This is a genomic window from Shewanella sp. 2_MG-2023 (assembly GCF_030548905.1).
Lineage (GTDB): Bacteria > Pseudomonadota > Gammaproteobacteria > Enterobacterales > Shewanellaceae > Shewanella > Shewanella electrodiphila.
In genome coordinates, this window is record NZ_JAUOSO010000007.1 from 117055 (window position 1) to 130452 (window position 13398).

Consider the following 13398-nt stretch of genomic DNA (forward strand, 5'->3'; position numbering starts at 1 on the left):
GTATCAGTATCAGGCATAGTTTCGGTACTTCCTTGTTAAAAACACTTTTCATATTTTGACTGCGACACATATACGGGACAATAAAGTAAGGTCGCTAACAAACGTCGAAAACCATTGAAAATTAGCATACCTGAATAAACAGTTTGAGGAGAAGTAAAGCGTGAAAAATAGAATAATCTGCGTTGACCGTTAAGCTAATAGCAGTAAAGAATTAGCGACTATTATCCTGTTATACAATATTCAGCCATAAAAAAGACTTCCAAATGGAAGCCTTTTTATTTAATTATTCATTTAACAAGTCGATTGGCTAGCTCAATTAAGCGAGCTAAATCCCGCTGCATTAAGCTTTCTTGGCCAGCATCTCAGTCAGCTTATCTATCTTATCATTAAGCAATTTTATATCTTCAGCCGTTGCGGTTTGCTCATTTGGCGTGTCATTTTCATCCGCTTGCTCATCACGCATGATTTTAGTTTCTTCACCCATCACATCTAATACGGCGCCAACCATCATGTTCAGGAAAACAAAAGTGGTTAAAAAGATAAAGGTTAGATAGTAAATCCAGCTTAATGGGTACACTTCCATGGTTTCGTACATGATGGATGTCCAAGACTCAAACGTAGAAATACGAAACAAGGTCAGCATCGCAATGGAGACATCCCCCCATAAAAAGTCATTTACATGAGCAAAGAACATGCTGCCAACAGCGCCGTAAATATAGAAAATCACGAACATTAATAGCGCTATATAACCCATGCGCGGAATGGCTTTTAGTAGCGCATTAATCAGCATTCGCAGCTCTGGTACCATAGAGACCAACCGCAAAACTCTGAATATACGCAGTAAGCGCGCCAGTAATATCGTTGAGCCGCCTAACGGCACTAAACTACCAATAACAATGATGGTATCGAAGATATTCCAGCCTTTCGAAAAGAAGGATTTGATGCCATCACTGGCCATAAAACGGATAATCAGCTCAAATAAAAAGAAGGCCGTTATGGCAATATCAAGTACCCATAAGCTTTGATCAAGCCAAGGCGGTAAATGATAGGTATGCGCACCAATCGACAAAGCCGACACGATAATGACAAAAATAACAAAGCCCTGAAAGGTTTTACTTTGATCAACTTTTTTTAAAACAGATAGCACACCCGTAGCTTGCATGATGACGTTTTTTCTCCCAGATAACCCCTCAACTTTTGAGGATCGCAGAGCCTACTTAACCAAACTTAAAATAGGCTTAAAAATCACGGTTTTTACGGTTAAGTTTTATCCACCTGTAATCCCTATAGAACACACTAATTCCAAAAAAACCAATAGCTCCTATTTGTGTATAACAACTAAAATTACCAGTATTCTAATTTAAATCAGCCCGTTATAACTTTGCATTAACAATATATCAAGTATATGATCTTGTTAATATTAGTAAGCTCAATATATGCACAGCACACAAAATGTTATTAATGAAATGGAGTTCAACTTGAAAATTATTATATCGTTATTGTTTATATTCGCTTTACAAGGTTGTAAGTCGACTAAAATACCTGAATATGAACCTAGTACAAATACCAATTCGGCAGAGTTAAAAGTGAGCGCAGGACTTTCTGGGCTATTTCTACATGGGAAAGTGACTCAGCTAGAAATTTTTGATGGGTGCTATAAGAAAAACTATAATTCAGAAAATGTAATCGGCCATGTCATTACCGAGCATAAAGATAAAACACCTGATATTTTATTGATTCCTGCTGGAAATAAGCTGTATTTTCAATTCGGTACAACAGAACCTAGTTGGAATTGTCATACCCACTTCAGCTTTACTCCTTTGCTTGATGAAAAGTACGAAATACACTATGGAATGGCATTTGCTGGCTGCGAAGTGAAAGTATCCAACAGGGGTAATATAGTTAGAGATGTAGAATTTTTAACTGCGGAGCCCGGTTATAGTAAAGAATGGCGTAAATGCACAGAAGAAATATGACCAACTAATCTATATGTAACAAGAATTTTGTAATTACGTCCTTCCCCCCATACTAAAAAGCCCCAGAGTTATAAACTTAGGGGCTTTTATTAGCAGTTGATAATCATAACTGGGCAAATTGCCGTATCAAGTTGTGATAAACGTGATGCAACTTATCTAGTTCGGTGCGATCGGTATTACCTGCTGCAATTAATACTTGGATAGACTGATCGAGCTGATATAAGTTTTGCCTTAAGCCTGAATCTGCCACCATACTTTGCATCCAAGTGATCGCAGCTACACGTTCGCCGCGGGTCACGGCAGTCACTTTATGCAAACTACTTGATGGATACACCACAGCATATCCGGCAGGTAGCTTAATAGATTGCTCGCCAAATTCAGTGGCAATAATGAGCTCGCCACCGTCATACTCTTCCGGCTCAGACAAAAATACCGTCATCGACACATCACTACGAAGCACCACCTGAGTATTAGGTACTCGCATCACAGCAGCATCAACATGAAAACCGTACTCTTCTGATTCAGAGTAACGATTAAAGCAAGGCGGGAAAATCTGATGTGGCAGTGCAGCAGAAACCACTTTTGGCGTAGCGCCAATTTTAGTGAGTAACTGATTAGCTAGCTGTTGCACATCAGGATCGCTAGCCAGTGCTTGGCGGTTGCTTTTCACATCAGCCGCCATGCCCATGGCTGTATTGCGGCCATCATCCCAATTTACTGTTTGCAGTTGCTTTCGATATAAAGCCACTTCTTGTTTCGACAGTATTTGCTCAATCACAATCATAACGACATTAAACTCTGTTATTAAAATTCATAAGTAGCTGATAGTTTAGCATTTCTTGCATCACCTAAATACATAAATGAGCCAGAACGGTATGCCGCTGTAAAGTACTCTTCATCAAGTACGTTACCCACATTTAAACGGAAAGTCAGCGCCTCCGTTGCATTGTAATTAGCAAATAAGTCAACCACTTGATAGTCAGGCACTACGATACTGTAACGGCCATTTTCGGCATCATAACCTGCTGCTGTATCGGGTTGTCCGCCGTACATTTCGCTTTGGTAGGTGTAACCTGCACCAATCACGAATGCATCATTAATTTGATAACGTAATTGTAAATAGGCACTTTCATCAGCAAAGTTACTTAATGCAAGGCCCACGTTTTCTTCGGTAAATGACTCCAGCACTTCTGAGTCCATAATTGCGGCAGAGAACTGAACACTAAATGCTTCAGTGATGTTACCAACCATACCGAATTCAACACCTTGCACGCGGTTTTTACCGGTATTTAATGTTCCTAGCGTCGAGTAACTATCACCTACACTTTCCATTACATCACTTTTAGTGATTTGGAATACCGATGCTGAAAACATAACTTTGTCTTCAAATAGCATCCACTTAGTGCCTAGTTCAATGTTTTCTACTAATTCAGGGTCTGCTGCACGGGCTTGTTCAACATCACCACACACGCCACCATAGCCACAACTTGCGCCTAAATCAGACTCGCCACCATTAATATTGGTTGCCGTGCTGTAATTGGCGTAAATATTACCTTCATCTGTAATGCTGTACACTAAGCCGATATGACCGTTATACATAGTGTCATCGTACTCATAGAGTATGTCGCCATTACGTGTACTTGATGTATCGTTTTGATAATCAAAACTATCCTGTCTTACACCAAAGAAGAGTTCTACATCCTCAGTTAGCGCAACAGTATCCATAAAGTAGGCAGAAACGGTTTCGATTTGGTACTCAGCATCGTTAGTGCCTTTACTATATGTACGCCCCATTAACTTATCGATGTTATCTACAGTATTGCCGTCGCCATCAAGAATACAGTATGCGCCAGCATCACCACGGCGGCCTGCCGTTATACAGTTAGTTTCATTGGCGTATGCGATGTCGTAAATGCCGTTATCAACTTGCTGATCGGTATACTCAAGTCCAAATACAAATTTGTTTTCCATACCCAAGATTTGAGTATTCCAAAACAGATTGAACTGAGTGCTAATGTAGTCAACTTCTTGATTGCCCTGGTGCGTACTTAACGTCAACGTATCTGCACCTGGTGCTTCAAGGTCAGTTTCACTTCTTGTTGTACCGCGCACACCCGTGGTGATATAACCATTTTCGGTTTTACCAACTCGAGTCGCGTTATAAAATGTCAGGTTATCATTGATGTCATATTCAGTACGTAGAGTAAATGTCATTACCTCTGAATCTAAAAAGTCGGATTCTTGGGCATAAACAGGAATATCTGAAATAGGTTCACGTGTTGTTTGATCAAAATAGCTGCCTAAGTCAGCCACATCTTTGGCATCTAAATAGTAACCATCAGCGGTAAAAGATAAGTCATTGCTTGGTTCAAAAACTGCCGATAATTGCACACCATTACGCTCGCGGCTAATGCCCTCACGCCCAGGCTTATCTTCATCAGACAATAAGCCATTAAATCTCACGCCAACTGTATCTGAAATAGCGTGGTTATAATCCACAGTTAAGCGGCGGTGTTCATCAGTGCCTAAACCTAAATCAACGCGGCCTAAGTTATACGATGTTGACGCTTTTTTAGTGACGCTGTTAATCGCACCACCAGAAGAACCACGACCAGCAAATGTTGAGCTAGGGCCCTTGGTGATTTCAACAACTTCTGTGGCAAAACTTTCACGTGTCGTCATACCTGGGTCACGCAGGCCATCAACAAACACATCACTGCGCGCTTCATGACCACGAATAATATAACGATCGCCAAAGGCATTACCGTTTTCACCCGTGCCTAATGTAATACCAGCCTGGGCAGATAAAATATCTTTTAAATCGGTCTTACCTGACTCTTGGATCTGATCTTGTGTCAGTACGGTAATCACCTGCGGAGTATCAACTAAATCTGCCACTCGGCGTAAATCACCAGATGATTCAGAAAGATAAATCGAGCTCTTAACGCCATGAACCTTAATCCGTTCAATCGCCTCAGCTGATTGATTTTTATCACACTCAACACCACTGACTTCTGGGTTACAGCTTTGCTGATTCACTTCTTCAGCTGATGCGACTGGGCTACCAAACACTAGTGCGGCAGCAACGGCTTGTGCGCCTAATGATAAGTTTTTACTCTGTACAGGTTTCATCTTATGAACTGTCCTTTGTTAACAACTTCCTAAAAATTAGGCGCATCCTAACAAAGAATTAACACCAATGTAAATCGTTATCATTTAGATTTACATTAATAATTAAGCTCATTTTAAATTAGTGAACCATTAAGTGAAGATTCAAAATAATAAACAGGGATATAAAGAGCCTAAATAATTATAAATACTAGGCTTTTATTTCATAGTAATGACTGGGTTTAACAATAAGGGAGGGAGGATTAAAAATACGAATTACACTTGGTAAATCTCTAACGGCAAATCATCAGGGTCACTAAAAAATGTAAACTTTTTACCTGTGTACTCGTCCACTCTAACAGGCTCAACATCAATACTGTGACTGACTAAATACTTAACTACCGCATCAATATCATTAACCTTAAACGCCAAATGGCGTAAGCCTTGCGCTTCAGGATAGCTAGGTCTTTGCGGTGCATTAGGGAGTGAAAACAACTCTATTTGACTGCCATCAGGTAAGGTTAAATCGAGCTTATAGGAGTCTCTTTCTTCACGGTAATTTTCGGCAATGACGTTGAAACCTAAAATCTCAGTGTAAAAATGCTTGGACTTAACATAGTCATTGCAAATAATCGCCACATGATGAATTCCGTTAAACATATCGCTCCTGTTTAAATACTTGATAAAAACAAACCCTGATAGATCACTCTATCAGGGTTTGCTGTAGACCTCACTATTGAGGAGTCACTGCTGAGAACTCACAGCTGAATGAGATTCAAACAGTTTTAACCCAACTAATGACTAAACGCCCACTTCAGCGCCATCGTCTTTACGAATAATCACAGTGGCCGCGCGCGGACGCACTGTGGTGCCATCTGGCGTTTCTTCAGTTGCAACAGCGCTATAAGGCCAGTTACGTGGATGCTGAATGTTTGCAAACACTGTGGTGTAATCAGGCGTAATCGCAAAACCTGTTACTTCACAACCATTTGGACCAACAAAGAAGCGCTTTAATTCCGCTTGGTTATCTGCACTGACGACCTGTTGTTGACCATTGTCGTCTGTCATCGGTGAAGGCACGATCGCTAGCATTTGATCGTTAGTGTATTCTTCAACTTCATCAGCGCCATTATCGGTTTGCACCCATAAAATACCGCGCTTATCAAATGCTAAACCGTCAGGACTCGCAAACTGATTCATATCAGTTAGGCCTGAGCGGTTAGTCTCTTCATCGCCATCAGCAGGTGAACCAAATACAAAGATATCCCATGTAAATTCAGTAGCATTGCTGCCTTCATCCCAACGGATAATATGACCAAAGCTGTTATTTAAACGTGGGTTAGCAGGGTTAGTGCTATCAACACGCTTAGTGTTATTGGTTAGGGTTAAGTAAACAGTCCCAGTGAATGGATCAACACTTGCCCATTCAGGGCGATCCATTGGCGTTGCGCCCACTAAATCAGCTGCACCTGCTGTATTGAGAATGATTGAAGCTACTGAATCAAAGCTGTCTGCTAGCGTGTTTCCATCGGTAGTCACACTGTCTAGGGTTAGTGCTAACCATTCTCCCACGCCATCTTCACTGAACTTGGCAACATATAATGTGCCGTCATTCATGTACTTATCACCAGTAATGATGCGATTAGCTGAGTTAGCATCAGCTTCTGTCCACAGCGCGGTAGACTCGTATTTATAAAGGTATTCAAAGCGAGAATCATGACCTGAATAAAATACTACTGGCTTACCTTCTTCAAGCTTACCAAAGGTACAACCTTCATGGCGGAAACGACCCAGTGCTGTACGTTTTACAGCACGTGAATTGGGGTTGTAAGGGTCAATTTCAACAATGTAACCATGGCCATTGGCTTCGTTACGGTAATCATTAGCCGCACTTGTACCTGAGGGCGTGACATCAAAACGAGCAAATTCATCTAAGCGTTCATCATCGTTACCAGCTAGGTGATCCCAGCCATAACGAGTGCCAGATGTTGATAGACCGATACGCTCTTGCTCTTGCGTTAACTCACCTCGGTTAACAAAGTAACCAGGCCAGTTTTCTTCACATGTTAAGTAAGTGCCCCAAGGCGTGTAACCATTACCACAATTGTTCAGTGTGCCACGCGCTTGGCTACCATCTGGAGAGTAACGCGTTTCAAGATAGGAGCTATAGGCTAAAGGACCGGCGATATCCATGACTGTTGCGCCCGTAAAGCGACGGTTATAATCGTCATTTTTAACCGTTTCCCACATACCATTGTTAAGTTTGATACGAACAACAGAAATACCATGGGCATTGATTTCTTTGCGGATTTCATCAAGTACAGTGCGGTTACCATCAGCATCAACCGTTGGTCCCATTGGATGCAAAGCTGCTTGGTCAATATATTCGTGGTTCACACATAATAAGCCGTCATCACCCGCTTCAGTTAATGGGAAAAAATGCATTCCATCATGATGCATGCCCATAGAATTAGCCTGATCTTCAGCAGTATTAGAACCGTCCTCTTTAAACGCATTAGCTTTATCGTTTAACGGCTCCCCCCAAGGCGCAAGTACATAGGCCGAGTAACCAGCAGCAACAGTTACCGCATCAGTTTTAGAACCAGCAATAGATTCAAAGCCTAGAGTAGCCTGACTCACATTCGGTGTATCTGGCGTTGAAGGTGTGCCATCGACAGGGTTTGAGTCATTATCAGAACTAGAACTACAACCTGCGATACCGAAACCACTGAAAGCCGTCATAGCACTTAATCCAAGACCACTTTTTACAAAGTTACGTCTTGAAAGGTGTTTATCTAATACTTCGTTAAACGGTGTATTGTTGCTTTTATTAAAACGAGTTGGATCAAATGTAGCCTTGCTCATAAATTATCCTTGGGATCAAAAGTTGCCAAACATTGTTGTAATTTTTCGATAAAGATAAGAATTAAATATGACAAGCCGATGTGATGGAGATGACAAATAAATGTGACAAAAATGACAACAGGAAACAGATGAACAACAACTGAATCCTACAAGATACACTTAAAGCAATGATTTTTTTTTATAAAAATAACGGCAATAAATGAGCTTATTGCCGAGATAATGAAACTAAGTTGCGTTGAAAATACCTTTTTAGCGTTGTTTTTTGGCAGATTTTGCCAGTGCTTTTTGGCGCGCTTGCTGCTTCAGTGAGCCTTTTTTAGTTTTACGCGTCACAGGCGCGACTTGGCTTAAATCAGGCTCAAAACCGCTATACCATTGCTGTGGTAATCGCCTGTCTAAAAAGGCTTCAAGCTTTATTAATTGTGGCTCATCATCAACACTTAATAAGGTAATCGCTTGGCCTTCTTTGCCTGCCCTGCCCGTGCGGCCAATACGATGAATATAGTCTTCATTTTGAAATGGCAGCTCAACATTAACCACATAATGCAATTCATTAATATCTAAGCCTCTGGCCGCGACATCGGTAGCCACCAACGCTTTAACTTCACCCGATTTAAATTGCTCAAGCACGGTTTCACGCACCGCTTGCGATAAGTCAGCATGAAATGCCGCCGCATTAACGCCCGCTTGCACCATTTGTTTTGCAAGCTTATCCGCACCTTGTTTAGTACGGCTGAACACTAATGCCTGTTGCCAATCTTCTTTTTTAATAAGGTGGCATAACAAAGGCAGCTTATTACTAGCATCGACGTTATAGACTCGCTCCACAATTTTGGCTGCCGTTGTATTGCGCTCACTCGCTTCAATCACATGGGGTGATTGCAGTAATCGCTTACTAAATTTAAAAATGCGATCATCCAATGTGGCTGAAAAAAGACATGTTTGGCGAGTTTTCGGTAAGCGTTTCAAGATGTCGATGATTTCATCTCTAAAGCCCATGTCTAACATGCGGTCAGCTTCATCAAGCACTAGATAGTTAATGTCAGATAAAGACAAAACCTGCTGACGAACTAAATCCAGCAGGCGCCCAGGCGTTGCAACAATAATATCAGCGCCACGTTTTATCGCTTCGATTTGCGCTTTAATAGCAACGCCGCCATAAACAGACACTGTCTTAACAGGCGTTAACTTAGCGTAGCTTTCGACACTTTGGCTTACTTGCTGCGACAGTTCTCGGGTTGGAACCAATATTAGTGCTTGAGTTGAACCAGATTGCGGAGCTGCTGAGTGTGGAGTCGCTGGTTCAATCTGATTAAGTAATTGCTGCAAGATAGGTAATGCAAACGCCGCCGTTTTACCTGTGCCAGTTTGCGCGCCAGCTAATACATCTTTACCAGCAAGAATGACAGGTATTGCTTGTTGCTGTATTGAAGAAGGCTGTAGGTATTTCAACTCGGTTAAACGTTGTAAAAGTTGAGTCTGAAGCTCAAGTTCGGCAAAAGGCATTAATCTATCTCCAAAAATATTGACCGTTATTTTACCATGTCAGTCACATTTTCACGATGTAGCAGTGATGATTTCCGCCACTAAATTCTCATCATAAACGTCATTTTCATGCAAAAAATTTAAATATTATTCAAAAATATCACTAATTCAATGGGAACAAAAACAGCCATAAATACAATATGTTATAACATATCAAAAAATTAATCCTTTATAATTCAAACATTAATAAACAGATTATATCAGTACAATTTATTCAGTTTTAAGTGGTCACATTTCGGTCATCAAAACATCAAATAACTGCAAGCTAACATTCACAACATCCGATTAACCTTTGTGCGTTTTCATTGGGCAGCTAACTCTGCTTTCAACCACCACTCGTCAATAGGATAGACAACATAATGAATAAGACCTGGAAAGCATCATATGGTGTGCTTGCTTTAGTCATTTCAAGTGCCTTAAATGCTGAAGTGCTACCGTCATATCAAACTGAGAATGCTTGGTTTACTGATGCGCAAAGCGCAATCGACACAAAACTGGATACTAATAATCAATTTAAAGCCAAAAACGTGATCATTTTTGTCGGTGATGGGATGGGCGTTTCAACCCTAACTGCATCGCGCATTCTTCAGGGACAAATGGCAGGACAACCTGGTGAAGAAGGTTACTTAAGCTTCGAAACATTCCCTCACACTGCTTTAGTAAAAACCTATAACGTTGATGCTCAAACGCCGGATTCTGCGGGCACGATGACAGCCATGATGTCAGGCCTTAAAAGTGATGCTGGTGTTCTAGGTGTTGATGAAGATATCGTTCGCGGTGACTGTTCAACGGTTGCTGGAAATGAAGTGGTTACTGCACTTGAACTAGCTGAAATCAAAGGCTTATCAACGGGTGTTGTTTCAACAGCGCGTATTACTCATGCAACACCAGCTGCAACCTATGCAAAATCAGCTGATCGTAACTGGGAAGATATCTCAGACATGCCAGAAGATGCACTAACTGGCGGCTGTAAAGACATTGCCGAACAACTGGTGAATTTTGAAGCCAATCTCGAAGCACGTTTTCAAGGTGTGGATATCGATGGTATCGAAGTTGTCATGGGTGGCGGTCGTCGTCATTTTTTACCAAAAGACGCCACATTTAACAGCGCAGATGCCGTGAGTGAAATTGAAGGCGATCGCACAGATTCACGTGATTTAACCGCAGAATGGCAAGCCAAATACAGCGAAGGTGTTTACGTCATGGATCAAGCAGGATTTGATGCCATCGACACTGAAAATACCAAGCAAGTCATGGGACTATTTAATGAGTCTCATATGCAATATGAAGCAGACCGCGACAATGATGTGGCAGGTGAACCTTCAATAGCTGAAATGACAGGTAAAGCGATTGATATTCTTGATAACAATGACAATGGTTTCTTCTTAATGGTTGAGTCTGGTCGTATTGACCATGGTCATCATGCTGGTAGCGCTTATAACGCATTAACTGACGCTATTGCCCTATCTGATGCAGTTAAAGAAGCTGTCGCAAAAACTGACCCAAGCGAGACCCTTATTTTGGTTACCGCTGACCACGGCCATGTATTCACTATTGCTGGTTACCCAAAACGCGGCAACCCAATTTTAGGTAAAGTCGTCGCTATTGGCGAAACTGAACCAACAGTGGCATCTGATGGCTTACCGTACACAACACTCGGCTACACCAATGGTAATGGTTTCCATGATTTAGGCGACGAAACCAATGCCGATGCGGGTTATGGCGAAGACGTAAATGCTGGTCGTCAGGACTTAACAAACGTTGATACCACTACATCAGGATTTCACCAAGAAGCCTTGATTCCAATGAGTTCAGAGACCCATTCAGGTGAAGACATTACTTTGCATGCACAAGGCCCTGGCGCACAACTTGTGCAAGGTGTTGTTGAGCAAAGCGTAGTATTTCATCTTATTGAACAATCTCTCGACTTAATTCAGGAATAAGCAGGAAATGAATATGAAAAACTTAAATCTATCTCTTGTCGCCCTTGCTGTAATCGGTCTATCTGCTTGTTCAGACGGTGATGATGGCGCTAACGGAACCAATGGTACTGACGGAACAAATGGTGCTGATGGTTCAAATGGTTCAACGAGTCTTATCGTACAAACAGCATTAGCCATTGGCGACGCTAACTGCCCTAACAGCGGTGTACAAATTGATTCAGGTATTGATGCTGATAGTGACGGTGCATTACAAACCGCTGAAATCACTGCTACAGAATACGTATGTGCACCAGGTAATACTGAAATTAGTACCAGCGAAATCTTAACCAGTGTTAATAACGACTGGTTTGTAGCGGGCCAGCAAGAAATCACCACCGCACGCCAAAATTGGCTGAATGCAACCATGCCAAATCTAGTGGCAAGTAACAGCGCTAAAACATCAGCGCAATCAGTCGCAGCAGTCAATGCTAGCGCCTTAAATGAGTTACGTGGCAGCGCTAAAAACGTGATTTTGTTTGTTGGTGACGGTATGGGTATTTCAACTGTCACAGCAGCGCGTATTTTAGAAGGACAAATGCAAGGTAAAAACGGTGAAGAGCATAACCTTTCATTCGATACCTTCCCATTTGCAGGTCTTGCTAAAACCTACAATGTTGATGCACAAACGCCAGATTCAGCAGGCACCATGACTGCGATGATGAGTGGTGTGAAAACGGATGCGGGCATTTTAGGGGTTGATGAAAATGTTGAGCGTGGCGATTGCAGTACAGTGGCAGGCACTGAGTTAATCACCGCATTAGAACTGGCAGAAATAGCGGGTAAATCAACGGGTGTAATCTCAACTGCACGTATTACCCATGCAACACCCGCTGCTACTTATGCTAAATCTGCCGATCGTAACTGGGAAGACATCTCAGATATGCCTGAAGAGGCCGTTACAGCTGGTTGTAAAGATATTGCTGACCAACTGGTTAACTTTGAAGCCAATCTTGAAGCGCGCATTAACGGGATTGATGTTGACGGTATCGACGTTGTTATGGGGGGCGGTCGCCGTCATTTCTTACCTAAAGATGCAGCTTATAACTCAGCAGATGCAGTCAGTTCAGTTGAAGGCGACCGCACCGATGGTCGTGATTTAACAGCTGAGTGGCAAGCGACCTACACAGACGGTGTGTATGTGATGGATCAAGCAGGCTTTGATGCTATTGATGCCGCTAATACGACTCGTGTGATGGGCTTATTTAACGAATCTCATATGCAATACGAAGCTGATCGCGCCAATGATGTTGCAGGTGAACCTTCTGTCGCTGAAATGACTGCTAAAGCCATTGATATCCTAGATAACAACGATGAAGGTTTCTTCTTAACGGTTGAATCTGGTCGTATCGACCATGGTCATCACGCAGGCAGTGCGTATAACGCATTAACTGACACTTTGGCATTCTCAAATGCGATTGCCAAAGCAGTTGAAATGACGGATATGTCTGACACATTAATCATTGTTACTGCCGATCACGGCCACGTGTTTACCATTGCAGGTTACCCAAAACGCGGTAACCCAATCTTAGGAACAGTCGTTGGCATTGGTAGCGAAGAACCTTCAACAGCTTCAGATGGCATGCCATACACCACACTGGGTTACACCAATGGTCGCGGCTTTAAAAACCTAGGTACAGAAACCGATGCAGATGCAGGTTACGGTGAAGACATTACCGCAGGTCGATTTGACCTCACTGATGTCGACACAGCCTCTTCTGGTTTCCACCAAGAGTCATTAGTGCCTACCAGCTCTGAAACTCACGCGGGTGAAGATGTTGGGATCTATGCTTACGGCCCAGGAGCAATGTTAGTCAATGGCACCAATGAACAGAGTGTGATTTACCACATCATGGACTTTGCTGCTGATTTAACTAACAAAGCTAACGCTGCGCAAACCAACTAGTCATTACTGTAATTGTACT

9 protein-coding genes are annotated in these 13398 nt (G+C 42.1%); 3 read left to right on the forward strand and 6 right to left on the reverse strand.

All coding sequences use genetic code 11. The features are described 5' to 3' along the window. Positions 1–340 precede the first annotated feature (340 nt). Positions 341–1162, reverse strand: coding sequence for an ion transporter (locus tag Q4600_RS09115; protein ID WP_303515507.1), 822 nt, complete (start codon positions 1160–1162; stop codon positions 341–343). A 316-nt stretch (positions 1163–1478) separates the two neighbouring features. Between Q4600_RS09115 and Q4600_RS09120 the strand changes: the two genes are divergently transcribed. After that, positions 1479–1976 (forward strand): hypothetical protein, encoded by a 498-nt coding sequence (locus Q4600_RS09120; protein ID WP_133146610.1) that lies wholly within the window; start codon positions 1479–1481, stop codon positions 1974–1976. 103 nt (positions 1977–2079) lie between these two features. Here the strand turns inward: Q4600_RS09120 and Q4600_RS09125 are convergent, their stop codons facing one another. The 5 genes from Q4600_RS09125 to Q4600_RS09145 form a co-directional block, all read right to left on the reverse strand. Further along, positions 2080–2760 carry a Fe2+-dependent dioxygenase gene (locus Q4600_RS09125; RefSeq protein WP_303515511.1) on the reverse strand — a complete coding sequence of 227 codons (681 nt, stop codon included), beginning with the start codon at positions 2758–2760 and terminating at the stop codon, positions 2080–2082. 20 nt (positions 2761–2780) lie between these two features. After that, on the reverse strand, positions 2781–5108 hold the full coding sequence (locus tag Q4600_RS09130; protein ID WP_303515514.1) for a TonB-dependent siderophore receptor: 2328 nt from the start codon (positions 5106–5108) through the stop codon (positions 2781–2783). A gap of 252 nt (positions 5109–5360) precedes the next feature. Next, entirely contained in the window at positions 5361–5744 is a 384-nt protein-coding gene (locus Q4600_RS09135) for a VOC family protein (protein ID WP_102526458.1), read from the reverse strand. 141 nt (positions 5745–5885) lie between these two features. Next, on the reverse strand, positions 5886–7949 hold the full coding sequence (locus tag Q4600_RS09140; protein WP_303515519.1) for a PhoX family phosphatase: 2064 nt from the start codon (positions 7947–7949) through the stop codon (positions 5886–5888). Between the two features lie 249 nt (positions 7950–8198). Then, positions 8199–9455, reverse strand: a complete 1257-nt coding sequence (locus Q4600_RS09145) for a DEAD/DEAH box helicase (protein ID WP_303515522.1) — start codon at positions 9453–9455, stop codon at positions 8199–8201. 398 nt (positions 9456–9853) lie between these two features. On the opposite strand from Q4600_RS09145, the gene Q4600_RS09150 reads away from it, so the two are divergent. Both Q4600_RS09150 and Q4600_RS09155 read left to right on the forward strand, forming a co-directional pair. Beyond that, positions 9854–11437, forward strand: a complete 1584-nt coding sequence (locus Q4600_RS09150) for an alkaline phosphatase (RefSeq protein WP_303515525.1) — start codon at positions 9854–9856, stop codon at positions 11435–11437. Positions 11438–11450: 13 nt separating this feature from the next. Beyond that, complete coding sequence (locus tag Q4600_RS09155; RefSeq protein ID WP_303515528.1) at positions 11451–13379, forward strand: alkaline phosphatase; 1929 nt, start codon at positions 11451–11453, stop codon at positions 13377–13379. Positions 13380–13398 lie beyond the last annotated feature (19 nt).

Bases quoted from the DNA above. Each gene is read 5' to 3' on its own strand.
- Q4600_RS09115 (WP_303515507.1), bottom strand. From the start codon at position 1,162: ATGCAAGCTACGGGTGTGCTATCTGTTTTAAAAAAAGTTGATCAAAGT.
- Q4600_RS09125 (WP_303515511.1), bottom strand. From the start codon at position 2,760: ATGATTGTGATTGAGCAAATACTGTCGAAACAAGAAGTGGCTTTATAT.
- Q4600_RS09130 (WP_303515514.1), bottom strand. From the start codon at position 5,108: ATGAAACCTGTACAGAGTAAAAACTTATCATTAGGCGCACAAGCCGTT.
- Q4600_RS09135 (WP_102526458.1), bottom strand. From the start codon at position 5,744: ATGTTTAACGGAATTCATCATGTGGCGATTATTTGCAATGACTATGTT.
- Q4600_RS09140 (WP_303515519.1), bottom strand. From the start codon at position 7,949: ATGAGCAAGGCTACATTTGATCCAACTCGTTTTAATAAAAGCAACAAT.
- Q4600_RS09145 (WP_303515522.1), bottom strand. From the start codon at position 9,455: ATGCCTTTTGCCGAACTTGAGCTTCAGACTCAACTTTTACAACGTTTA.
- Q4600_RS09150 (WP_303515525.1), top strand. From the start codon at position 9,854: ATGAATAAGACCTGGAAAGCATCATATGGTGTGCTTGCTTTAGTCATT.
- Q4600_RS09155 (WP_303515528.1), top strand. From the start codon at position 11,451: ATGAAAAACTTAAATCTATCTCTTGTCGCCCTTGCTGTAATCGGTCTA.